The organism is Pseudomonas sp. UBA6310 (assembly GCF_002438225.1).
GTDB classification, from domain to species: domain Bacteria; phylum Pseudomonadota; class Gammaproteobacteria; order Pseudomonadales; family Pseudomonadaceae; genus Pseudomonas_O; species Pseudomonas_O kuykendallii.
In genome coordinates this window covers 13,391-35,449 of the sequence record NZ_DJTK01000015.1, presented here as the reverse complement: position 1 = coordinate 35,449, position 22,059 = coordinate 13,391, and the positions used below count along the sequence as shown (strand labels likewise).

Sequence of the window (22,059 nt, the reverse complement as noted above, 5' to 3'; positions counted from 1 at the left end):
TTGTTCGCTGCCTATACTAGCCGGCAGCCGCTCCGCGTCACTGTCGGATCGGGACAGACGAGCTCGCCAAACGCGCCATCAGAAGAACAAGAAACCCATGCAAAACCTCGGCTTCACCTCCGTGCCGGTCCTGCTGAAATACCTGCGCTACGCCGAACACCTCGGCCTGGAGTGCGCACCCGCGCTCGCCGCCGCCGGCATTTCCCGCCAGGCACTGGCCGACAACGGCAGGCGCTTCCCCAGCGAGGTCCACGAAACCCTCCTCGCCGAACTGGCCGAACGCTCCGCCGACCCGCTGTTCGGCCTGCATGCCGCGCGCTTCGTGCAGCCCGGCTCGTGGAGCGTCCTGGGCTACATCACCATGAACTGCGCGACCCTGGGCGAAGCCATGGCGCGCATCGTGCCTTACGAAAAACTGGTCGGCGACATGGGCACCAGCCGCATCGAAAGCGACGGCGGGCAGGTACGGCTGATCTGGAACTGCCGGCACCGGCACGGCGAGGTGCGGCGGCACATGGTGGAGAACGTGCTGGCGTCATGGCTGCTCTATGCGCGCTGGATCGCCGACCTGCAACGCTCGCCGAGCGAAGTCTGGTTCGAGCACGCCCAGCCGGCCGGCACCACGCAGGTGGATTACCAGGCGGTCTTCGGCTGCCCGGCGCGCTTCGAGCAGCCCTGCAGCGCGCTGCTGTTCCCCGGCGAATACCTGGGCGTTCCGCTGCGCCAGGCGGACGCCAACCTGCTGCGCACCCTGGAGGCGCACGCGCTCGCCCTCATGGCCGAACTGGATGTGGACGAACCTTTGCCGCTACGGGTGAAGAACGTGCTGCGCCAGTCGCTGCGGGACGGGATGCCGAGCAAGGAACGCGTCGCGGAGAAATTCCACCTGAGCCTTCGCACCCTGCAACGTCGGTTGCAGGAAGCCGGCACCAGCTATCAACAGGTGCTCGACGAACTGCGCCGGGAGCTGGCCGAACGCTACCTGCTGAGCAGCGACCTGCCGATCCAGGAGATCGCCGTCTACCTCGGTTTCAGCGAGCCACGCTCGTTCCACCGCAGCTTCAAGGCCTGGACCGGACACACGCCGGGGGAATTCCGTGAGCGCCAGCGCGCCCCGCAGGAAACGGGGCTGCCGGCGCTCGACTAGCCGAGCAACTCGCTCAGCGGGATGAAACGGACCGGATCGCCCTCTTCCAGCGTCTGGCCTTCGCGCACTTCCACCAGGCCGTTGGCCCAGGCGGCGCTGCTCAGCACCCCGGAACTCTGGTTCGGGTGCAACAGGGCGCGGTTGTTCTCCAGCCGCGCGCGGAGGAATTCCCGACGCGTGCCCGGCCTGCGCCAGACGAAACCGGCCGCCACCTCGAAGCCCAGTGGCCCGACCTCGAGCACGCCCAGGCGCCGCAGCAGGTAAGGCCGCGCCAGCAGGGCGAAGGTCACCAGCGACGACCCCGGATTGCCCGGCAGGCCGATCACCGGGACGCCCTGGCAATGCCCGACGGTCAGCGGTTTTCCCGGCTTGAGGGCAAGTTTCCACAGGGTCAGCTCGCCCTCTTCACGCAGCACTTCGCCGAGGAAATCCGCCTCGCCCACCGACACGCCGCCGGTGGACAGGATCAGGTCGACATCGCCGAGGTTTCGCAGCGTCTGCCGCGTCAGTTCGAGGTCGTCGGCGAGGATGCCGGCGTCCACCACGGCGCAGCCCAAACGCTGCAACCAGGCGATCAACAAGCGGCGGTTGCTGTTGTAGATCTGTCCGGCGCCCAGCGGCTGGCCCGGCTCGACCAGCTCATCGCCGGTGGACAGCACGGCGACGCGCGGACGGCGCCGAACGCTCAGTTGCGCGGCGCCCAGCGAGGCGGCAAGGCCGAGTTCGATCGGCCCGAGCCGGGTGCCGGCCGGCAGAACGCTGTCGCCGACGCGGGTCTCGTGGCCTTGCAGGCGGATGTTGCGATGGGCCCGCAGCGGCTGGACGAAGCGCACCCGGCCGTCGTCCAGCACTTCGGCGTTCTCCTGCATTTCCACCGTGTCGGCGCCTGCGGGCACCGGCGCGCCGGTGAAGATGCGCGCGCAGGTGCCCGGCTGCAGCGCTGCCGGAGCGGTGCCGGCGAGAATCCGCTGGCTTACGACCAGCGGTTCGCCGGTCCAGTCGGCCAGGGCCAGGGCGTAGCCGTCCATTGCGCTGTTATCCCACGGCGGCAGGTCGAGGCCGGAAACCAGCGCCTCGGCCAGCACGCGACCGTCGGCCTCGGCGAGTCCGACCTGCTCTACCTCGTTTATCGGGCAGGCCTCGGCCATCGCCAGCAGACGCGCCAGGGCGTCCTCCAGCGGCAACAGGCCGGGATGGTCGCAGCCACTCATCCGCGGCTCTCGCAGGGTTCGGCCTGCTTGAGGTGCGGAACGAAATTGCAGGGCCGGAAACGCGCGTCCAGCTGTTCGGCCAGGATGCCGTCCCAGGCGGTGCGGCAGGCGTTGGTCGAACCCGGCAGGCAGCAGACGAGCGTGCCGTTGGAGAGTCCGGCCAGGGCGCGCGACTGCATGGTGGAGGTGCCGATATCCGCCACGGAAATCTGCCGGAAGACCTCGCCGAAGCCATCCACCTGCTTGTCCAGCAGGCAACCGACCGCCTCGGGCGTGCTGTCGCGCTCGGTGAAACCGGTGCCGCCGGTGATCAGCACCACCTGCACGCGGTCATCGGCGATCCAGGCAGCGACCTGGGCGCGGATCTTGTAGATGTCGTCCTTGAGCAGCACGCGTTCGGCCAGGGCATGGCCAGCGCTGGTGAGGCGGTCGACGAACAGCTGGCCGGAGGTGTCGGTTTCCAGCGAACGGGTATCGCTGACGGTCAGAACGGCGATATTCAGCGGTACGAACACCGCGTCAGCCTTGTGGCTCATGGCAGTTTTCCAGTTGTCGGGGAAGAAGGGCCGGTGTTATATCACAGCCCCGTTTTGGAGGTCCCCGATGCCGTCAATGCCGCCGGTTCCCTGCTCCGTACTGCTGCTTTCCGGCGGCCGGGGACAACGCATGGGCGGCCGCGACAAGGGCCTGATCGACTGGCGCGGTCGGCCGCTGATCGCCTGGCTGCACGCGTTGGTACGACCGCTGACCGACGACCTGATCATCTCCTGCAATCGCAACGCCGAGCGCTATGGCCGTTACGCCGACCGACTGGTGAGCGACGACAGCCCCGACTTCCCCGGCCCGCTGGCCGGCATCCGTGCCGGTCTGCAGGCCGCCCGCCACGATCACCTGCTGGTGCTGCCCTGCGACGCGCCGCTGCTGGATCGCGAACTGCTCGATGCGCTGCTGGCGCAGGCCGGCGAACACCCGGTGATGCTGCATCGGGGCGGCTATTGGGAGCCGCTGTTCGCCGTGCTGCCGACCCGGCTGAAAGAGGTCGTCGAACAGGCCTGGCTCGCCGGCGAACGCAGCCCGCAGCGGATTTTCCGCCAGCGCTCGCCCGTCGCGGTCGAGTGCGCCATCGACGACCCGCGCCTGGCCAACCTCAACAGCCCGGAACTCCTGGCATCCGCCGCCGAAGACGGGGATCGGCCGCGCGCCGATTGAACGGCACCCTCCGGCGCAAAAAAAGCCCGCTCTAACCCCTTGTGCGGCAAAACTTTTTCGGTACAATGCGCGCCATTCTCGGAGCGTAGCGCAGCTTGGTAGCGCGTCTCGTTCGGGACGAGAAGGTCGCTGGTTCGAATCCAGTCGCTCCGACCAAAACAAGGTTTCAGGCACATCGTCCCGCCTGAAACCACAAAAAAGCCCGCCTCGCGCGGGCTTTTTCGTTTCCGCTCGCCGGGCATCCTGCCCCGGACGTTCCGCCAGGTCGGCTCCGGCAGCCGTTTGCGCCTACAATCGCGCATCCGCCCTCTCTCAAGGAGTCCCCGTGCAACCGGCGATCTCGATCCAGCAACTGACCAAGTCCTATGCCTCCGGCCACCACGCCCTGAAAGGCATCGATCTCGACATCCAGAAGGGTGAAATCTTCGCCCTCCTCGGCCCCAACGGGGCCGGCAAGACCACCCTGATCAGCATCGTCTGCGGCATCGTCAATCCCGGCGGCGGCAAGGTCAGCGTCGACGGCCACGACATCCTCGACGACTACCGCCTGGCGCGGGCGAAGATCGGCCTGGTACCACAGGAGCTGTTCAACGACGCGTTCGAAAGCGTCTGGGCGACCGTGAAGTTCAGCCGCGGGCTGTTCGGCAAGGGGCCGAACCCGGCGTACCTGGAGAAACTGCTGCGCGACCTGTCACTGTGGGAGAAGCGCGAGGCGCGCATCTTCGAACTGTCCGGCGGGATGAAGCGCCGGGTGATGATCGCCAAGGCGCTGTCCCACGAACCGGACATCCTCTTCCTCGACGAACCCACCGCCGGCGTGGACGTCGAGCTGCGCCGCGACATGTGGGAGATGGTCCGCAGCCTGCGCGAACGTGGCGTGACCATCATCCTCACCACGCACTACATCGAGGAGGCCGAGGAAATGGCCGACCGCATCGGCGTGATCAGCAAGGGCGAGATCATCCTGGTGGAGGACAAGGCCGTGCTGATGGACAAGCTCGGCAAGAAACAGCTCCGGCTGATCCTGCAGCGCCCGCTGGAAAGCATCCCGCCCGCGCTGGACGCTTACGCGCTGGAGCTGTCCGCCGATGGCAACGAACTGGTCTACACCTTCGATGCGCAACGCCAGCACACCGGCATCGCCGAACTGCTGCGTCATCTGGGCGAGCACGGCATCGACTTCAAGGACCTGCAATCCAGCCAGAGTTCGCTGGAAGACATCTTCGTCAATCTGGTAAGGGGCCGGGCATGAATTTCTATGCGATCCGCGCGATCTATCTGTTCGAGCTGGCACGCACCTGGCGCACGCTGATGCAGAGCATCGCCACACCGGTGATTTCCACCTCGCTGTACTTCGTGGTGTTCGGCTCGGCGATCGGCTCGAGCATGGTGCAGATCCACGGCATCGACTATGCGGCCTTCATCGTGCCCGGCCTGGTGATGCTGGCACTGCTCACCGAGAGCATTTCCAACGCGGCCTTCGGCATCTATATGCCCAAGTACTCGGGGACCATCTACGAAGTGCTGTCGGCGCCGATTTCCTCGTTCGAGATCGTCGTCGGCTACGTGGGTGCGGCGGCCACCAAGTCGGTGATCCTCGGCCTGATCATCATGCTCACCGCGCGGCTGTTCGTGACCTTCGAGATCGAGCATCCCTTGTGGATGCTGCTGTTCCTGGTGCTCACCGCGGTGACCTTCAGCCTGTTCGGCTTCATCGTCGGCATCTGGGCCGACGGCTGGGAGAAGTTGCAGATCGTTCCGGCCCTGATCGTCACGCCGCTGACGTTCCTCGGTGGCAGCTTCTATTCCATCAGCATGCTGCCTCCGGTGTGGCAGAAGATCACCCTGTTCAACCCGGTGGTCTACCTGATCAGCGCCTTCCGCTGGTGCTTCTACGGCGTATCGGATGTGAACGTCGCGGTCAGCCTGGGAATGACGCTGCTGTTTCTCGGCGGTTGCCTGGCCATCGTCTTCTGGATGTTCAAGACCGGCTACCGGCTGAAGAGCTAGCTAACTGCAGGCAATAAAAAAGCCCCGGCTTGCATGACAAGCCGGGGCTTTTTATTAACGGCGACTTATTGCAGCCAGCTTTCCACGGTTTGTGCGCCGTGCTGTTCTTTCCAGGCTTTCAGGACCTTGTGGTTGCCACCCTTGGTTTCCACCAGTTCGCCGGTTTTCGGATTCTTGTAAACCTTCAGCACGCGCTCCTTGCGCTGGCGTGCAGCCGCCTTGGGCGCACTGCGCGAGTTGCTGCTGGCGCCCACGTCGAGCAGCTCGACGATATCGCGCAGGCCTTTGTCATAGTGAGCCATCAGGGCCTTGAGCTTTTCCTCGAACTCCATTTCCTTCTTCAATCCGGCATCGGACTTCATGGATTCCATCTGCGCCAGTTGCTCGGCCAGTTTCTGTTCGAGCGCGCGAAATTCGGCAAGTTTTGACATGTTCATTAGTCCCCGGATTAGTTGTGGTGAGTGTTTTAATCCACCGGTTGTTTTTTTTCAAGTGAATTACGATCACCGCGGAACTAACGAATGCTCCTGCGCACTTATCGCGCTCGTTATAAACAGCCCGAGCTCATCTCAACTTCCCTTTGCCCTTTAGCGTTTCGCAGCATTGCAGGGTCGCTGTGTACCGTTCGAGTTGCCGTGGCCTTCAAAAAAAGTTCCGCGACGGCTGCCGAAAAAACGCATGCCTACCGTTCGTAACCTTCCCTGAACTTTGCAAAAAAAACGTCCCTCCTAATCCATGCGAATTATGTAAATCCATGAACGAAGAGGAAATCCAGCATGGACAATAAAGAAGTCATCTCCGTACTCAACGACCTCATCGAAACCAGCAAAGACGGCGAAGAAGGCTTCCGCACCTGCGCCGAGGACATCAAGAACGCCGAGCTGAAGGCGCTGTTCGTCAGCCGCTCGCAAGCCTGCGCCAGCGCGGCCACCGAGCTGCAGCAAGTGGTCCGTTCCCTCGGCGGCGACCCGGAAACAAGCACCAGCGTCAGCGCGGACCTTCACCGCCGCTGGGTCGACCTGAAGTCGATCATCACCGGCAAGGACGAAGAGTCCATCCTGAATGAGTGCGAGCGCGGTGAAGACGTCGCGATGAAGAGCTACAAGAACGCGCTCTCCAAGGATCTGCCGGCGAATATCCGCTCGATCGTCGAGAAACAGTTCGAAGGCGTTCAGCGCAATCACGACCAGGTGAAAGCCCTGCGCGATATCGCCCGCGCCAGCTGATTCCCGGCCGGCAACTAGCGCTACGAAAATAACGCCACTCGTTGGCGTTATTTTTTTGGTCTTTTTTTATCGCTATAACACCTTCGCCACGCGTCATCGGCTCGATTTGAATGGTTATCCGAAATGTTAAAAACCCTTCACGAAATTTTCACAGGGCCTGTTCTAAGGTGAATCTCAGCTGAAGGAACAGCGCCCCGTCAAAGCCCGCTCCGGCGGGCTTTTTCTTTACCGCACGGAAAGTAGCGATGCAGCATCGATCCAAATCCCTTTCGTCGTTAACGAGCCGATCCATCGAACTCGCTACCGATGATCACCCCATCAGGACAGGCATCGCGCCGGCTGTTACACTGCGCGCCTCCTTTCCTTGCGGGAGAGGACCCTCGGTAAGACCGCCCGCTGCACTCACAGGCAGCCGCAGCCCTTCCCCACCCCGATGTCTGGTAGCCACGTCTTCGCAAGAAGTCTCGTTTGGCTCGTTACGGCTCATGGTCAATTCGAACCTGCCGATACACGTCAGCCAAACCCCTGCATCGGGCGGAACTTTCTCTCGCCCCTTCAGCTCCGATAAGGATCATTCGGCCACCCCATTTGGGCGGCGACTGCGGAGCTTCTAGTCAACGGCCCAAGCCGTATTCGTTCAGGAACATATAAGAACCATGTCGATTCATCATCACGCACAAAACGCCATGAGCGCACTCACCGCAGCCTTCGCCCCGCTGAGCTGCCAGATCATGGCCCTCAGCCGCAAAGGCAACTTCAGCTTCACGCTGGTCAACGAGCACGGCATTGCCTGCCACACCGAACGCCTCTATCCCGATCAGTACATGGGCAATGAGCGTTTGCAGAATGTGATCGAGCGCACCCGCAAGGCAATGACTGCCTGACGCGGACGACGCACACAAAAAAGGCGGTGGAGAAATCCACCGCCTTTTTTTATGCCGCCAATACCGTGATCAGCCGCCCGTGACGCTCATGAAGCGGACCACCTGGACCTGCTCGTCGTTGCGGAAGAAATGCCGCTCCGGCTTCAGATGCAGGGCCTCGACCAGCGCATGCCGCAAGCGTTGTGCGTCCCCGGGATGCCGACGCATCAAGGCCTTGAGGTCCAGTGCGCCCTCGTGGCCGAGACAGAGCACCAGCTTGCCTTCGGCGGTGACCCGCACCCGGTTGCAGTCGCCGCAGAAGTTGTTGCTATGCGGAGAGATGAAGCCGACCCGCGTGGCGCTGCCCGCCACCTGCCAATAACGCGAGGGCCCGCCCGTGGCATGACTGGAGCGCACCAGCGCGTGGCGCTGCTCGATGCGTGCGCGCACCTCGTCGCTGGAGCAGAAGGTGATCTCGCGGCTGTGGCTGGAAACGCTGCCCAGCGGCATCTCTTCGATGAAGCTGATGTCTAGGTCGCGGGCCATGGCGAATTCCACCAGGTCGAGCACCTCGTCATCGTTGCGGTCCTTCTGCACCACGCTGTTCAGCTTGATCCGCGAAAAACCGGCAGCGCGCGCGGCGTCGATGCCCGCCAGCACCTGGTCGAGGCTGTCGCGTCGGGTGAACTCGGCGAAGCGCTCACGGCGCAGCGAGTCGAGACTGATGTTCAGCCGTTTGACGCCCGCGGCTCGCAGCTTCCCGGCCAGGTGCGGCAACTGGGAACCGTTGGTGGTGATGGAGAGGTCTTCCAGTTCGCTGCGCGCACCGAGCTTTTCCAGCAACCCGACAACACCCTTGCGCACCAGCGGTTCGCCGCCGGTGATGCGGATGCGTTTGACGCCGAGGCCGATGAAGGCATCGGCCACCGCATAGAGTTCTTCGAGCGTGAGTATCTGCGCCCGCGGGGCGAAGACCATGTCCTCGCTCATGCAGTAGGTGCAGCGAAAATCGCAGCGGTCGGTGACCGACAGGCGAAGGTAGGTGATGCGGCGCCCGAACGGGTCGACCAGTTGTTCGTCCGACATGGCGGATACCTGATACGGCAGGAGTCTTCGGCTTGGCCGCCGATGAAACCAGAAATGACGGTGCGGGTACACCACTAACCTGCAGCCGGCGCGCCCTCTTCAATCCGACTGCCCCCGCCTTGAGGGGTTCAGGAGGCCGGTGCTAGCATGCGCCGACCGGTTTGCCGCCATCTGCTGCGGCGGCCCTGGACCGAGAGCGCCATGAGCAGTATCCGCGAACGCAACAAAGGACTGATCCTGCGCGCGGCCAGCGAGGAGTTCGCCGACAAGGGCTTCGCTGCCGCCAAGACCAGCGACATCGCGGCGAAAGCCGGCCTGCCCAAGCCCAACGTCTACTATTACTTCAAGTCCAAGGAAAACCTCTACCTGGAGGTCCTGGAAAGCATCGTCGAGCCGCTGCTGCACGCCTCGTCGCCGTTCAACCAGCCCGGCCGCCCGGCCGAAGTGCTGCGCAACTACATCCGCTCGAAGATCCGTATTTCCCGCGAACTGCCGCACGCCTCGAAGGTGTTCGCCAGCGAGATCATGCACGGCGCGCCGCACCTCACCGCCGAACAGATCGAGCAACTGAACAACCAGGCGCGACACAACATCAACTGCCTGCAGGGCTGGATCGACGAAGGCCTGATGGCGCCGGTCGATCCTCATCACCTGCTGTTCAGCATCTGGGCCGCGACCCAGACCTATGCCGACTTCGACTGGCAGATTTCCGTGGTCACCGGCAAATCCACCCTCGACGACAGCGACTACGATGCCGCGGCGGACACCATCATTCGCCTGGTACTCAAAGGCTGCGAGGTGGACGAGCGAGACGCCCCGGCGAACCAGATCAAGCGCGCCTGAACCGCAAGCGCACCCGCGACGACTTCAGCGGTCCATCTGATGGATGAGCCCAAGGCTCGCAGCATCGAGAACCCCATGGAAAACGGCAGCCGGCGCGAGCGCCTCAATCGGATCATCTTCTTCAGCGACACCCCCGCCGGCAAGCGCTTCGACAGCTGGCTGCTGGGGATCATCCTCGCCAGCCTAGTGGTGGTGATGGTCGACAGCATCCAGCCGTTGCATCAACGCTTCGGCACGCTCCTGCTGACACTGGAATGGGGTTTCACGCTGATCTTCGCCGTGGAGTATCTGGTACGCGCCGCCGTACATCCGAAACCGCTGCGCTACATGCTCAGTTTCTACGGGCTGATCGACCTGCTGGCGGTGCTCCCGGCGTTTCTCACGCTGATCTACCCGGACGCCCACTACCTGATGATCGTCCGGGTGGTGCGGATGCTGCGAGTCTTCCGGGTGCTGAAGCTGACGCCCTACCTTAGCCAGGCCAACTTCCTGCTGGTGGCGCTGCGCGGCAGCCGGCAGAAGATCGTGGTGTTCCTGCTCAGTGTGAGCACCCTGGTGACCGTCTTCGGCACCCTGATGTACGTGGTAGAAGGACCCGAGCACGGCTTCACCAGCATTCCGATGAGCATCTACTGGGCGATCGTCACCCTGACCACTGTCGGTTTTGGCGATATCGTTCCCAGGACGCCGCTGGGCCAGGCGCTCGCGGCGCTGGTGATGATCACCGGCTACTCGATCATCGCGGTGCCCACCGGGATATTCACCGCGGAGCTGGCCAACGCCATGCGCGGCGACACCCTGCAGCAACCCTGCCCGACCTGCAGCAAGGCGACGCACGAAGCCAACGCGGCGTTCTGCAGTCGTTGCGGCAGCCCGCTGTTCAGCGCGAAGCCGGAACGGGAGAGCTGATCGGCGGAGTCAGGGCGTGGTCGGATCGGATACCGGCGTCATGGCCTGGGCCGCTTCCCGGTCCGCCGAATCGGCAAAGCCGGTCGTCAGCACCCGCGGCCTGTTCGCCTGCGGATAGCGCGCAGCCAACAGCTCTGGAACGCCCGCCCGGTCGACCTCGACCCAGGGCCCGCTCGGGCGATCGCTCCAGTGCCAGGTGTCGGCGAAGCGGTAATAGATCTGACCTCGGTAATAGAGATCGCGGTCATCGTTCATGACGAACACCTTCAATTGCGGGTCCCAGCGGCCCTGGCCGAAACGCGGCGGCGGGCCGGCCTCGGCGGGGAGTTCGACGGCAGCCGGATAACTCTGGGCGACGCAGCTTTGCCGGTCGATCATCGAGCAGCCGGCCAGGGGCAGCAGCAATCCCAGGCCGAGAGAGCGAAGGTTCATGCGGAGTCCTCCTCGTCACGCCGCGCGCACATCCGCACGGCGTGAACATGGGACTGTCCGAAGCTCGCTAAAAGTCCCGAGCGATCGACGCCGGATCAGGGATGCCGGCTGCGCAGGCCCGGCGGGACGCTGGGGCCGTCGACGCTTTCCCAGGGGCCGTCGATGCGCCCGGCGCAGTACCAGCCCTGATCCCAGCGGTAATAGAGCCGTTCGCGGTAGTACAACTCCTTGTTGTCGACCACGTAGACACCCAGGCGCGGGTCCCAGAAGGCGTCGCCCTGGGGCGGTGGCGCATAGCGCGGATGGGTCTTCATCACCGCCGGAGGCGCGGGAACCTTCGGTGCGGGCGGCGGCGCAGGCGCCTGGGTGGTGTCGGAGGGCAGTTGTTCCTGCGGCAGACGCGGCAGCGGCTGGTCGTCAGAGGGGGCGTTGCGCCCGGCACAGGCGCCCAGCAGGAGGGCCATGCCCAGCACACCGGCCAGGCGAAGCAGGCGGCTTTGCCGGCCTGGTGGAAACTCGTTCATCGTCACTCCACGGCCGGCTATTCCGGCAGGTTCAGGGGCTATCGGGGCTGTCGACGGTCAACTGCTGCACGTCCCTGGTGGAGGTATCGAGCGCCTTGCTGCGACCGATCCACTCCCCGGCGGTGGCATTGCCGGCGCGGGAAACCCGCGCCACCAGTTCGACCTTCGGGAAGTTGGACAATTGCAGTTGCGGCATCATTGCATCCGAATCGCGCAAAGTTACTTCGCTGGGCAGGTCGGCCACCGTCAGGCGCTTGGCCGCCAGTGGCATGGGCGGGCCGGATACCGCGCGGGCGAAGACGAACACGACGTCGCCCGGCTCGACCTTGGCCTTCAGCGCCTCCGACAGCTGCACGCGGACTTTCAGCGCCACGCCCGTTTCGGCCACGGCGGGAGCCGCTTCCTGCGGATGTTCGGCGAGCTGTTCGCGGGCACGCTGGATGCCGCCCTGCAACGCCGCACGCGAGGGGTCTTCGGGGGGAAGCACGTTGACCAGGCGCTCCCAATAGCTGACGGCGTCCTGGAAGCGCTTGCCCTCGAAGGCCGAGATGCCCAGCAGACCCAGACTGGTGACTTCGTTCGGATCGCCTTTCAGCGCTTCGTCGGTGAGGTCCTGGATCGACGCGCTCCATTGTTTGCCACCGGCGAAATACAGCGCCTGCGCCCATTGCCCGAGCAGCTCGGGCTGGCGGCCGGCCAGTTCGACGGTGCGACTGAACGCCCTGACCGCATCGTCCGGGCGGCTCTGCGCCATGTAGCTACGGCCAAGGAAGTACCAACCCTCGGCGGAGTCCGGCTGCGCCTTGACCGCCTGTTCGAGGCGGGAGGTCATCTCGGCGAGGCTGCGCGGCTGCTGGGAAAACTCGCGGGCCAGCTCGACCTTGTCGCTGGCGCCCCAGTGCAGGTACAGCGCGCCACCGAGCAGCGGCATCAGCACCGCCATCACCAGCGGCACCGTACGGCCCAGGCGGGCGCTGCGCGCGTGCTCGCTGCCCTCGGCATCGGCGAGCAGCTCGCGCCCGGCTTCGGCGCGGCCGGCTTCCAGCTGATCGTCGGTGAGGATGCCGGCCGCGTGCTGGGCGACCAGTTCGGCCTGGCGCTCCTCGTAGAGCGCGACGTTGAGCGCGGTGCGGTCCTCTTCGGTCTGGGCGCGGCGGCCACGGATCGCGGGAATCAGCAGAAAAGCCAGGGCTACCAGCAACAGCAGGCCGGCGGCGAGCCAGAAATCGGTCATGGGGCGTTCTTATCCAGCGGGTCTTTGGTCATGAGGGCGGAAAGGCGCGCCCGCTCGTCGGCGGACAGCAATGCATCCTGCGGGCGTGCATCGACGCGCCGGCGGCGAACCACGATCACCGTGATCGTCAGCAGCCCGCCGAGCAGCAGGGCCGCGGGGCCGAACCAGAGCAAGGCAGTGCGCCCTTCCAGCGGCGGCTTGTAGCGGACGAAGTCGCCGTATCGGGCGACCATGTAGTCGACGATATCGGCGTCGCTCTTGCCTTGCTGCAACTGCTCATGGATCTGCTTGCGCAAGTCGGCGGCGATCGGCGAGTTCGAGTCGGCGATGTCCTGGTTCTGGCATTTCGGGCAGCGCAGTTCCTTGGTCAGCAGGCCGAAACGCTCGCGTTGCGATTCGTCGGCGAACTCGTAGGTATCGATCGCGGCATGGACGAAGCCGGCCAGCAGCAGGCCGACCAGCCCGATGAAGGATGCGCGCTTCATTGCCCGCCCTCCTCGCTGAGCTGCGCCCACAGCGGCGCCAGTTGCTCGCGCCAGACACGCTCGTTGATCTCGCCGACGTACTTGTGCCGGATTATCCCGTTGCGGTCGACGAGGAAGGTTTCCGGCGCGCCGTAGACGCCCAGGTCAAGGCCCAGGCTGCCCTCGACATCGCTGACGTCGAGGCCGTAGGGGTTGCCGTACTGCGCCAGCCAGCGCTGTGCGGCCGCGGTGTCGTCCTTGTAGTTGATGCCGTGGATGGTCACGCCCTGCTCCGCCAGCTTGTTCAGCATGGCGTGCTCTTCGCGGCAAGTCGGGCACCAGGTTGCCCAGACGTTGACCAGCGACGGCTTGCCCTTGAACACGGCCTCGGTCAGCGTGCTCTGGCCATCCACCGAGGGCAGCGAGAACGCCGGGAACGGCTTGTCGATCAGCGCCGAAGGCAGCTCGGTGGGGTTCAGGAACAGACCGCGGTAGAGGAACACGGCAACCACCAGGAAGATCGCCAGCGGAATCAGCAGCAATGCGCGCCTCATGCGGGAACTCCTTCGGCCAGCGCGCCACGCACGCGGGCACGCACCTTGACCCGGTAACGCTTGTCCAGCGCCGCGAGTACGCCGCCCAGGGCGGTCATCAGGCCGCCGAGCCAGATCCAGCGGATGAACGGCTTGACGTGCACACGCACCGCCCAGGCGCCGTTCTCCAGCGGTTCACCCAGCGCGACGTACAGGTCGCGGGTGAAGCCGCCATCGATGCCCGCCTCGGTCATCATCGAGTTCTGCACGCTGTAGAGGCGCTTTTCCGGATGCAGGAGCGCGATTTCGCGGTCGCCGTCGAGCACCCGGATACTGGCCCGGTCGGAGGTGAAGTTGGGGCCCTGGAAGTGCTTGGCGCCCTCGAAGACGAACCGATAGCCCCCCAGTTCGACGGACTCGCCCGGCGCCATGCGCAGGTCACGCTCGGCGTTGTACTGGCTGGAGAGCACGACGCCAAGGGCGCAGAAGGCGATGCCGAAATGCGCGAGCTGCATGCCCCAGTAACTCCGGGTGAGGCTGCGCACGCCGGCGACGAGGCCCTTGTGACGGGTCTTGTCGAACAGGTCGCGAACACCGGCGAGCACCACCCAGGCCGACAGCATGCAGGTCGCCAGGACCGCCCAGTGGAAATCGCCGAGGAGAAACGCCGCCAGCGCGCCGATCACGGCGCTGCCGATCAGTACCGGAGTGAGCATGCCGACCAGCCAGTTCACCGGCGTGTCCTTCCAGCGCACCAGCACGCCGATCGCCAGGGTGAACATCACCAGCGCCATGAGCGGCAGGAACAGCGCGTTGAAGTACGGCGGCCCGACCGACAGCTTGGCGCCGCTGATGGCATCCAGCAGCAGCGGATAGAGCGTGCCCAGCAGGATCATCGACGCGGCCACGATGAGGATCAGGTTGTTCGCCAGCAGCAGGGTTTCCCGCGACCAGAGGGCGAAGCCGACCTGGCTCTTGACCACCGGCGCGCGAATGGCGAACAGCGTCAGCGAGCCGCCCACCACCGCCAGCAGGAACATCAGGATGAACACCCCGCGTTCGGGATCGGCCGCGAAGGCGTGCACCGAGGTCAACACGCCGGAGCGGACCAGGAAGGTGCCGAGCAGCGACAGCGAGAATGCCGCGATCGCCAGCAGCACCGTCCAGCTCTTGAACACGCCGCGCTTCTCGGTCACCGCCAGAGAGTGGATCAGCGCGGTACCGACCAGCCACGGCATGAAGGAGGCGTTCTCCACCGGGTCCCAGAACCACCAGCCGCCCCAGCCGAGTTCGTAGTAGGCCCACCAGGAGCCGAGCACGATGCCGATGCCGAGGAAGGCCCAGGCGACGATCGTCCACGGCCGCGACCAGCGGGCCCAGGCGGCGTCGAGGCGCCCGCCGAGCAACGCCGCGATGGCGAAGGCGAAGGCCACCGAGAAGCCGACGTAGCCCATGTAGAGCATCGGCGGATGCACGATCAGGCCGATGTCCTGCAACAGCGGGTTGAGGTCGCGGCCGTCCGCCGGGGATTGCGGCAGCAGACGGTCGAACGGGTTGGAGGTCACGATCAGGAACAGCAGGAAGCCGATGCTGATGATCCCCATGACGCCCAGCACACGGGCCAGCATGTCCTCCGGCAGCTGCCGGGAGAAGACCGAAACGGCGAAGGTCCAGCCGCCGAGGATCAGCGCCCAGAGCAGTAGGGAGCCCTCGTGGGCGCCCCACACGGCGCTGAACTTGTAATACCAGGGCAGCGCGCTGTTGGAGTTGCTGGCGACATAGGCGACGGAGAAGTCGTCGTTCATGAACGCCCAGGTCAGGCAGCCGAAGGAGAACGCCAGGAAGGCGAACTGGCCCCAGGCGGCCGGCTGCGCCAGGCGCATCCACTGACGATCGCCGCGCCAGGCGCCGATCAGCGGCAGGCTCGACTGTACGATCGCCATGCACAGCGCCAGGATCAGCGCCAGGTGGCCCAGTTCGGGAACGATCAACGCAGCGCTCATCACTTGGCTCCCTCTGCGGACGACATCTGCCCGCTTTCCTTCAGCGCCTTGGTGACTTCCGGCGGCATGTACTTCTCGTCGTGCTTGGCCAGCACCTCATCGGCGACCAGCACGCCATCGGCGTCCAGCTTGCCGAGGGCGACGATGCCCTGCCCTTCGCGGAACAGGTCCGGGAGGATGCCGCGGTAGCGGATGGTCACGTTGCGGGCGAAGTCGGTGACGACGAACTGCACGTCAAGCGAGTCGCCGGAACGCTGCAGCGAGCCCTTCTCGACCATGCCGCCGGCACGGATGCGGGTATCCTTCGGCGCCTCGCCGTTGGCGATCTGCGTCGGCGTGTAGAACAGGTTGATGTTCTCCTGCAAGGCGGAGAGCGCCAGCGCCACGGCGATACCGACCCCGGCCAGGATGGCGAGGACGATGTAAAGACGCTTCTTGCGCAACGGTTTCACTTGGATTCCTCCCGGCGCATACGGCGCGCCTCATCTTGCAGGTAACGCCGGCGCGCCAGGATCGGCAGGCCGAGGTTGAGCAGCAGCACGCCGAGGCACACGCCGTAGGCCGACCAGACGTAAAGGCCGTGATGGCCCATGGCGAGAAACTCTCCGAACGAGGAAAAACTCATCGCGCGCCCTCCACCCGAGCCCGAACCTCCGCCTTGGCCCAGCTGCTGCGGGCTTCGCGGCGCAACACTTCCAGACGCATGCGCATCAGCAGCACACAGGCGAAGAAACAGTAGAAGCCGATCACCATGATCAGCAGTGGCACCCACATTTCTGCCGGCATCGCCGGTTTCTCGGTGAGCTTGAAGGTGGCGGGCTGGTGCAGGGTGTTCCACCACTCCACCGAGTACTTGATGATCGGGATGTTGACCACGCCGACGATCGCCAGCACCGCGCACGCCTTGGCCGCGCTGTCGCGGTTACTGATCGCCTGGCCGAGGGCGATGATGCCGAAATAGAGGAACAGCAGGATCAGCATCGAGGTCAGCCGCGCGTCCCAGACCCACCAGGCGCCCCAGGTCGGCTTGCCCCAGACGGCACCGGTGAACAGCGCGATGAAGGTCATCCATGCGCCGATCGGCGCGGCCTGCTGCACCGCGACGTCGGCCAGTTTCATCTTCCAGATCAGTCCGACCGCGCCGGCCACGGCCAGCATGATGTAGCAGGACTGCGCCAGCAGCGCCGCCGGTACATGGATATAGATGATGCGGAAACTGTTGCCCTGCTGGTAATCCTGCGGCGCGAACGCCAGCGCCCACACGGTGCCCACGACCAACAGCAACGCCGCGGCGCAGGCCAGCCAGGGCAGCCAGCGGCCGCTGATCTCGTAGAACCACTTGGGCGAGCCCAGTTTGTGAAACCAAGTCCAGTTCATCGCAGCACTCATCGGTCTTCGGGGTGGCAATCGAGCGTCGACTCGCGCCCCGCCAATCGGGTTGTTCTTTTCTTATTCGCCGACGCTGATGGTCAGGCCCGCGGCTATCGCAAAGGGTGTCAGGGTAACCGCCAGAGCGGTCAGGCTGGCCATCCATAGCAGGTAGCCGGTGGTCGGCAATCCTTGCAGGGCCGCCTGCAGCACGCCGCTGCCAAGAATCAGCACCGGGATGTACAGCGGCAGAATCAGCAACGCCAGCAGCAGGCCACCGCGCTTGAGGCCGACGGTCAGCGCCGCGCCCACCGCGCCGAGCAGGCTCAGCACCGGCGTGCCCAGCAGCAGCGAGACCAGCAGCACCGGCAGGCAGCGGCCGGGCAAGCCGAGCATCAGCGCCAGCAGCGGCGCCAACAGTACCAGCGCCAGACCGGAAAACGCCCAATGCGCGAGGACTTTGGCCAACACCAGGAGCGACAGCGAATGCGGCGAGACCACCCATTGCTCCAGCGAACCGTCCTCGAAGTCGCTTCGGAACAGGCCATCCAGGGAGAGCAGCACGGCGAGCAGCGCGGCGACCCAGACCAGGCCGGGCGACAGTGTCTGCAGGAGCTGCGTTTCCGGACCGACAGCGAGGGGAAAGAGTGCGATGACGATGGCGAAGAACACCAGGGGGTTGGCCAATTCCGCCGGGCGCCGACACAAAAGGCGGGCTTCCCGGACCACGAGCAGGGTAAAGACGTTGCTCATGCGACGCGCTGCCCCAGGTCAAGGTCGCGATAACCGCTTGGCCGCAGCCCCAGAGTGTGGTGCGTGGTCAGCACGACGAGGCCGCCCTGCTCGCAGTGCCGCGCCAGATGCGCCTCCAGTTGAGCGACGCCGTGCTTGTCCAGCGCGGTGAAGGGTTCGTCGAGAATCCACAGTGGCGGCGGCGCGAGATACAGCCGGGCCAGCGCGACGCGGCGCTGCTGGCCGGCAGAAAGCGTGTGGCAGGGAACATCCTCGAAACCCTTGAGTCCCACTTCGGCAAGGGCGGCCCAGATCGACGCGCGGGAAGCGGGATGGTGCAGCGCGCTCAGCCAGGCGAGGTTTTCCTCGGCGCTGAGCAGGCCCTTGATGCCGGCGGCGTGACCGATCCAGAGCAGGTTGCGCGCCAGCTCGCCGCGTTGCGCATCGAGTGGCTGGCCTGCCAGGCGGACTTCACCGGAGGTGGGCTGCATCAGACCGCAGAGCAGGCGCAGCAGGCTGGTCTTGCCGCTGCCATTGGGCCCGGAGATCTGCAGCATCTGGCCGGCATGCAGTTGCAGGTCGAGGCGCTCGAAGAGCATCCGCCAGTCGCGCTCGCAGGCCAGGGATACGGCTTCAAGGAAAGGGCTGGTCACCACATCGCTACCATGGACGTTCAAGAAGGCGAGATCCTTGCCGCTATACTGCAGACCCGTCGCGACGGATCGCTGTCGTTCTGGCCAGGGATGTTCCGAACTCGACGTGCTACCGGCGGGACGCCGCACACGCTGGTCTGGACGGGGCGGCATTATACATGCGAGGCCTGACCTCCAAAGCTGGCTTTTTCGACAGGTTGTAACCCGTTCATGACCGAGATCAGCGGACCGGCTGCCGTATCGACTGTTGCGCCCGCCGTGCATCCAAACGCCACAGCCGGCGAAGTGGCCCTCAAGTTGCTGCAACCCCTCGAAGGCCTGCTGCTGCCGGGCGAAAGCGCCGACGCCGAAGTGCTCGCGGTCAAGCAGACCAGCGAGAGCTTCCAGGCGCTGCTGCGTCTGACCCTGGATAGCGGCCGGCAAACCATCCTCGCCACCGCCACCAGCCGTCCGCTGGAACTGGGAAGCACCTTCGGCGTCACCGCCCTTTCCGACACGAGCCTGATCTCCGCCTTGCAGAATGCTGCCAAAGGCGGCGCCGGGCAGCCGATGATCATGCTCGACCTCGACGAGCTGCCACCGGGCACGTTGTTGCAGGGCAAGGTTACCGCGAGCCAGCCACTGCCGCAGAAGGCTGGCGAACCCCAGGCGTTCAAGGTCATCGTCACCCTGCTCAACACCGCGCAGGCCGGAAGCAAGCTGGTTATCGAAACCAATCTGCACCTGGGTCTGGGCAGCCTGCTCACCGCCGAAGTCAAAGGCAGCCAGGAGCTGAACTTCCTGCCGCTGAGCGGCCGCCTCGACCAGCTCGAACTGGGCCAGCAACTGACCACCCAGGCCGGCCGCCAGGGTTCGCTGGACAACCTGGCGCGGGCACTGTTCAACCTTAGCAGCCAGCCGGATCTGCCGGAAGCGCTGAATGCCAGCGTCGACAAGCTGCTGGCGAGCATGCCGGACATCCAGGAGCTGACCGATCCGAAAGCGCTGGCCAAGGCGCTCGACGCCAGCGGTCTGTTCCTCGAAGCGAAACTGCTGCAGGGCCAGGGCAGCGCCCTGCCCCTCGACCTGAAAGCCAACCTGCTGCGCCTGATCGCGCAACTGGCGCCGGGGCTGACCCCGGACAGCCCGCAATTGGGACCCAACAGCGGCGCGATGATGGCGCAGGCACTGCCCGCCTTCGTCCGCAATGCGCTGGGTGCATTGGGGCAGGCCGGCGCGCGCCAGCAGGCGATGGGCTTCCCGCTGCCCTCCGGCCTGCTGCAATCGCTGGACGACGAGGACGACCTGGAAAGCCTGCTCAAGCTAGCCGCCGCCGCCGTGTCACGTTTGCAGACGCACCAGTTGTCGAGCCTCGCGCAATCCCAGGTGCTGCCGGACGGCACGCACCTGACGACCTGGCAGCTCGAGTTGCCGATGCGCAACCAGCAGGACCTGGTGCCGCTGCAGATCAAGCTGCAGAAAGAAGAACTGCCGCCGCCGAAAGGCCGCCAGGAGGACGGGGAGAAGGTCTGGAAAGTCGAACTGGCCTTCGACCTGGCTCCGCTAGGCCCTCTGCAGGTACAGGCGCAGCTGATTCGCGGCGCGCTCTCCAGCCAGCTGTGGGCGGAACAGACGCGCACGGCGGAATTGATCGACCACGAACTGGGGCATTTGCGCGAGCGTCTCGTCGAGGCGGGCCTGCAGGTCAGCGAGCTGGCCAGCCGCCAGGGCCAGCCGCCCCGGGGACCACGGACCACGCTCGAACAACGCTGGGTGGACGACACCGCATGAGGACATCGAGATGAGCGGACGCCAGGCGATCGCGCTGAAATATGACGGTCAGAGCGCCCCCACGCTGAGCGCCAAGGGCGATGACGAACTCGCCGAAGCGATCCTCGCCATCGCCCGCGAGTGCGAGGTGCCGATCTACGAGAACGCCGATCTGGTGCGGATACTGGCGCGGCTGGAACTGGGCGATGCGATCCCCGAGGCGCTGTACCGCACCATCGCCGAGATCATCGCGTTCGCCTGGTACCTTAAGGGCAAGGCGCCGCAAGGCTTTGGCGAACGCCGGGAGCGCGAGTTCAGCGATCCGCCGCTGCGCCTGGAAGGCCCCCTCAGGGACTGAACGCTACGACCTCGCCCGCCAGGCCCTTGCCCTGCGGATAGTCCTGCAGCATCCAGGCGAAGTAGCCTTCGCGGAAGTAGAACACCTGCTTGTATCCCCACTTGACCGCCAGCGCCGAGGCCACTGCGCCGCGCGGGCAGACATCGCTGTCGCAGTAGATCACCAGCGGGACCTCGCGCGGCCATTCGGGGCGTGCAAGACCGGCGAAACGCTCGGAGAGGTCGAGGTGCACGGCGCCATGCACATGCCCCCAGCTCCACTCGCTGACCGGACGCACGTCGATGAACACCGCGCCCAGGTCGAAAAGACGCTTGGCCTGTTCCACGTTCACGGTCATAGCGCCGGCGATACGCTCAGGCGCCTCTTGCGCCTGCACGTAACCGGTCGTCAGCAGCATCAGCAGGAATATGCGCAACATGGCGGCCTCCGAGGTCCTCGGGGAAGAACCCTCAGCGAAAGAAACGCGCGCAAATGAACGCCGTGAGCATGAGCCGCGTAAAGGTAGGAGGGAAAGCGGGCGGATGGGTTCCGGGGAGGGAGACGAACGGTGTGGCTCAGCCCTTGCGTTGCGACTGATGGAGCTTGGCGACCAGTTCCGCTTCGGCTTTCGACAGCCCGCAGGACTGGGTCAGGTCATCGACGCTTGCGCCCAGCCCGACCAGCCGCGCCGCCTGGGTGAAGGAAAGGCTGGAGGGGTCGCGTTGTTCAATCTGGGTGAGTTTGTCGGGCAACGGGGCGACGGTGCGGCGCAGCTCGTGCAGCTCCTCGCCCATGCGGATGCTGCCGGTGAGGTAGGCATCCAGACGCTTGCTCAGCTCCTTGATGCGCTGGTCGCGCGCATTATCGCGCTCGGCCTGCTGCCGCGCCTGTTGGCGCTGGCCCTGGGCCAGCCACCAGCAGACATAGCCCAGCCCGACGCAGACCAGGGCGAGAAAGACCAGCGCGGCTTCCAGCATCAGATGCTCTCGAGTTCCGACCACTCTTCCTCGGACATCATCTTGTCCAGCTCGACCAGGATCAGCAGTTCGCCGTTCTTGTTGCAGACGCCCTGGATGAACTTGGCCGACTCGTCGTTACCGACGTTGGGCGCGGTCTCGATTTCCGACTGACGCAGGTAGACCACTTCGGCGACGCTGTCGACGAGGATGCCCACGACCTGCTTGTCCGCTTCGATGATGACGATGCGGCTGTTGTCGGTGATGGAAGCCGAATCCAGGCCGAAACGCTGGCGCGTGTCGATCACGGTGACCACGTTGCCACGCAGGTTGATGATCCCGAGCACGTAGCTGGGCGCGCCCGGGACCGGAGCGATCTCGGTATAGCGCAGCACTTCCTGCACCTGCATCACGTTGATGCCGTAGGTCTCGTTATCCAGGCGGAAGGTCACCCACTGCAGAATGGGATCTTCGGAGCCTTGCGCAGATGTCTTCTTCATATCCCAGCCTCTTCAATCACCGCAGGCGCGGTATGCGCGGGTTGCTTCCCGCCGTTGTCGTTGTCGCTCG

28 protein-coding genes and 1 tRNA gene are annotated in these 22,059 nt (G+C 65.1%); 11 read left to right on the top strand and 18 right to left on the bottom strand.

The window, feature by feature from the left end; translation table 11 throughout:
• Positions 1 to 97 precede the first annotated feature (97 nt).
• Positions 98 to 1,147 carry an AraC family transcriptional regulator gene (locus tag B3E91_RS02850; RefSeq protein WP_287028264.1) on the top strand — a complete coding sequence of 350 codons (1,050 nt, stop codon included), beginning with the start codon at positions 98 to 100 and terminating at the stop codon, positions 1,145 to 1,147.
• Here the strand turns inward: B3E91_RS02850 and glp are convergent.
• Together glp and moaB are read right to left on the bottom strand one after the other, a co-directional pair.
• Positions 1,144 to 2,358 carry a gephyrin-like molybdotransferase Glp gene (glp, locus tag B3E91_RS02845; RefSeq protein WP_287028263.1) on the bottom strand — a complete coding sequence of 405 codons (1,215 nt, stop codon included), beginning with the start codon at positions 2,356 to 2,358 and terminating at the stop codon, positions 1,144 to 1,146. The two genes, B3E91_RS02850 and glp, sit on opposite strands and share 4 nt — an antisense overlap.
• Positions 2,355 to 2,894 (bottom strand): molybdenum cofactor biosynthesis protein B, encoded by a 540-nt coding sequence (moaB, locus tag B3E91_RS02840; RefSeq protein WP_273229264.1) that lies wholly within the window; start codon positions 2,892 to 2,894, stop codon positions 2,355 to 2,357. The genes glp and moaB overlap by 4 nt, the downstream gene beginning before the upstream one ends.
• 67 nt (positions 2,895 to 2,961) lie before the next feature.
• Here moaB and mobA point away from each other — a divergent pair, with 67 nt between their 5' ends.
• The 4 genes from mobA (at position 2,962) to B3E91_RS02820 (ending at position 5,577) form a co-directional block, all read left to right on the top strand.
• The gene (gene mobA / locus B3E91_RS02835) at positions 2,962 to 3,567 is read left to right on the top strand and encodes a molybdenum cofactor guanylyltransferase MobA (protein WP_287028262.1); all 606 of its coding nucleotides are present in this window, start codon (positions 2,962 to 2,964) and stop codon (positions 3,565 to 3,567) included.
• 79 nt (positions 3,568 to 3,646) lie between these two features.
• Positions 3,647 to 3,723 (top strand) — tRNA-Pro (locus B3E91_RS02830).
• A 169-nt stretch (positions 3,724 to 3,892) separates the two neighbouring features.
• Positions 3,893 to 4,819, top strand: coding sequence for an ABC transporter ATP-binding protein (locus B3E91_RS02825; protein WP_273229266.1), 927 nt, complete (start codon positions 3,893 to 3,895; stop codon positions 4,817 to 4,819).
• Positions 4,816 to 5,577: an ABC transporter permease gene (locus B3E91_RS02820; protein WP_090229473.1), complete on the top strand. Its 762-nt coding sequence runs from the start codon at positions 4,816 to 4,818 to the stop codon at positions 5,575 to 5,577. Before B3E91_RS02825 ends, B3E91_RS02820 begins: the two co-directional genes overlap by 4 nt.
• Positions 5,578 to 5,642: 65 nt before the next feature.
• On the opposite strand, the gene B3E91_RS02815 is transcribed toward B3E91_RS02820, so the two are convergent.
• Complete coding sequence (locus B3E91_RS02815) at positions 5,643 to 6,008, bottom strand: histone-like nucleoid-structuring protein, MvaT/MvaU family (RefSeq protein WP_282338281.1); 366 nt, start codon at positions 6,006 to 6,008, stop codon at positions 5,643 to 5,645.
• Between the two features lie 345 nt (positions 6,009 to 6,353).
• Between B3E91_RS02815 and B3E91_RS02810 the strand changes: the two genes are divergently transcribed.
• Both B3E91_RS02810 and B3E91_RS02805 read left to right on the top strand, forming a co-directional pair.
• Positions 6,354 to 6,803, top strand: coding sequence for a PA2169 family four-helix-bundle protein (locus B3E91_RS02810; RefSeq protein WP_273229269.1), 450 nt, complete (start codon positions 6,354 to 6,356; stop codon positions 6,801 to 6,803).
• 656 nt (positions 6,804 to 7,459) lie between these two features.
• Complete coding sequence (locus tag B3E91_RS02805; RefSeq protein WP_090229479.1) at positions 7,460 to 7,687, top strand: hypothetical protein; 228 nt, start codon at positions 7,460 to 7,462, stop codon at positions 7,685 to 7,687.
• Positions 7,688 to 7,756: 69 nt separating this feature from the next.
• Here the strand turns inward: B3E91_RS02805 and moaA are convergent, their stop codons facing one another.
• Positions 7,757 to 8,752: a GTP 3',8-cyclase MoaA gene (gene moaA / locus B3E91_RS02800; RefSeq protein ID WP_287028259.1), complete on the bottom strand. Its 996-nt coding sequence runs from the start codon at positions 8,750 to 8,752 to the stop codon at positions 7,757 to 7,759.
• 201 nt (positions 8,753 to 8,953) lie between these two features.
• On the opposite strand from moaA, the gene B3E91_RS02795 reads away from it, so the two are divergent.
• Complete coding sequence (locus tag B3E91_RS02795; protein ID WP_287028258.1) at positions 8,954 to 9,595, top strand: TetR/AcrR family transcriptional regulator; 642 nt, start codon at positions 8,954 to 8,956, stop codon at positions 9,593 to 9,595.
• A 39-nt stretch (positions 9,596 to 9,634) separates the two neighbouring features.
• Positions 9,635 to 10,504, top strand: a complete 870-nt coding sequence (locus B3E91_RS02790; protein WP_287028257.1) for an ion transporter — start codon at positions 9,635 to 9,637, stop codon at positions 10,502 to 10,504.
• A gap of 9 nt (positions 10,505 to 10,513) precedes the next feature.
• Here B3E91_RS02790 and B3E91_RS02785 read toward each other — a convergent pair whose 3' ends face one another.
• The 11 genes from B3E91_RS02785 to ccmA form a co-directional block, all read right to left on the bottom strand.
• Positions 10,514 to 10,936 carry a hypothetical protein gene (locus B3E91_RS02785; protein ID WP_287028256.1) on the bottom strand — a complete coding sequence of 141 codons (423 nt, stop codon included), beginning with the start codon at positions 10,934 to 10,936 and terminating at the stop codon, positions 10,514 to 10,516.
• 95 nt (positions 10,937 to 11,031) lie between these two features.
• Entirely contained in the window at positions 11,032 to 11,460 is a 429-nt protein-coding gene (locus B3E91_RS02780; RefSeq protein WP_273229275.1) for a hypothetical protein, read from the bottom strand.
• A 31-nt stretch (positions 11,461 to 11,491) separates the two neighbouring features.
• Positions 11,492 to 12,694 (bottom strand): c-type cytochrome biogenesis protein CcmI, encoded by a 1,203-nt coding sequence (gene ccmI, locus B3E91_RS02775; protein WP_287028255.1) that lies wholly within the window; start codon positions 12,692 to 12,694, stop codon positions 11,492 to 11,494.
• A complete protein-coding gene (locus B3E91_RS02770) occupies positions 12,691 to 13,179 on the bottom strand; it encodes a cytochrome c-type biogenesis protein (protein WP_273229277.1) in 489 nt (162 codons plus the stop codon). Before B3E91_RS02770 ends, ccmI begins: the two co-directional genes overlap by 4 nt.
• Positions 13,176 to 13,712 (bottom strand): DsbE family thiol:disulfide interchange protein, encoded by a 537-nt coding sequence (locus tag B3E91_RS02765; RefSeq protein WP_273229278.1) that lies wholly within the window; start codon positions 13,710 to 13,712, stop codon positions 13,176 to 13,178. The genes B3E91_RS02770 and B3E91_RS02765 overlap by 4 nt, the downstream gene beginning before the upstream one ends.
• The gene (locus B3E91_RS02760; protein WP_287028297.1) at positions 13,709 to 15,679 is read right to left on the bottom strand and encodes a heme lyase CcmF/NrfE family subunit; all 1,971 of its coding nucleotides are present in this window, start codon (positions 15,677 to 15,679) and stop codon (positions 13,709 to 13,711) included. The genes B3E91_RS02765 and B3E91_RS02760 overlap by 4 nt, the downstream gene beginning before the upstream one ends.
• Positions 15,680 to 15,693: 14 nt before the next feature.
• The gene (gene ccmE, locus B3E91_RS02755; protein WP_090229497.1) at positions 15,694 to 16,146 is read right to left on the bottom strand and encodes a cytochrome c maturation protein CcmE; all 453 of its coding nucleotides are present in this window, start codon (positions 16,144 to 16,146) and stop codon (positions 15,694 to 15,696) included.
• Positions 16,143 to 16,319 (bottom strand): heme exporter protein CcmD, encoded by a 177-nt coding sequence (gene ccmD / locus B3E91_RS02750; RefSeq protein ID WP_273229279.1) that lies wholly within the window; start codon positions 16,317 to 16,319, stop codon positions 16,143 to 16,145. The genes ccmE and ccmD overlap by 4 nt, the downstream gene beginning before the upstream one ends.
• A complete protein-coding gene (locus tag B3E91_RS02745; RefSeq protein WP_287028253.1) occupies positions 16,316 to 17,071 on the bottom strand; it encodes a heme ABC transporter permease in 756 nt (251 codons plus the stop codon). The genes ccmD and B3E91_RS02745 overlap by 4 nt, the downstream gene beginning before the upstream one ends.
• 72 nt (positions 17,072 to 17,143) lie before the next feature.
• The gene (ccmB, locus tag B3E91_RS02740) at positions 17,144 to 17,815 is read right to left on the bottom strand and encodes a heme exporter protein CcmB (RefSeq protein WP_273229282.1); all 672 of its coding nucleotides are present in this window, start codon (positions 17,813 to 17,815) and stop codon (positions 17,144 to 17,146) included.
• On the bottom strand, positions 17,812 to 18,447 hold the full coding sequence (gene ccmA / locus B3E91_RS02735; protein WP_282338412.1) for a cytochrome c biogenesis heme-transporting ATPase CcmA: 636 nt from the start codon (positions 18,445 to 18,447) through the stop codon (positions 17,812 to 17,814). The genes ccmB and ccmA overlap by 4 nt, the downstream gene beginning before the upstream one ends.
• A gap of 210 nt (positions 18,448 to 18,657) precedes the next feature.
• Between ccmA and B3E91_RS02730 the strand changes: the two genes are divergently transcribed.
• Positions 18,658 to 20,217, top strand: coding sequence for a flagellar hook-length control protein FliK (locus B3E91_RS02730; RefSeq protein ID WP_287028252.1), 1,560 nt, complete (start codon positions 18,658 to 18,660; stop codon positions 20,215 to 20,217).
• Between the two features lie 10 nt (positions 20,218 to 20,227).
• Entirely contained in the window at positions 20,228 to 20,554 is a 327-nt protein-coding gene (locus B3E91_RS02725) for an EscU/YscU/HrcU family type III secretion system export apparatus switch protein (RefSeq protein ID WP_273229284.1), read from the top strand.
• Here B3E91_RS02725 and B3E91_RS02720 read toward each other — a convergent pair.
• The 3 genes from B3E91_RS02720 to B3E91_RS02710 form a co-directional block, all read right to left on the bottom strand.
• Positions 20,544 to 20,972: a rhodanese-like domain-containing protein gene (locus B3E91_RS02720; RefSeq protein WP_273229285.1), complete on the bottom strand. Its 429-nt coding sequence runs from the start codon at positions 20,970 to 20,972 to the stop codon at positions 20,544 to 20,546. The two genes, B3E91_RS02725 and B3E91_RS02720, sit on opposite strands and share 11 nt — an antisense overlap.
• A gap of 136 nt (positions 20,973 to 21,108) precedes the next feature.
• Complete coding sequence (locus B3E91_RS02715; RefSeq protein ID WP_090229515.1) at positions 21,109 to 21,510, bottom strand: DUF2802 domain-containing protein; 402 nt, start codon at positions 21,508 to 21,510, stop codon at positions 21,109 to 21,111.
• Positions 21,510 to 21,989 (bottom strand): chemotaxis protein CheW, encoded by a 480-nt coding sequence (locus B3E91_RS02710; RefSeq protein ID WP_090229518.1) that lies wholly within the window; start codon positions 21,987 to 21,989, stop codon positions 21,510 to 21,512. Before B3E91_RS02710 ends, B3E91_RS02715 begins: the two co-directional genes overlap by 1 nt.
• Positions 21,990 to 22,059 lie beyond the last annotated feature (70 nt).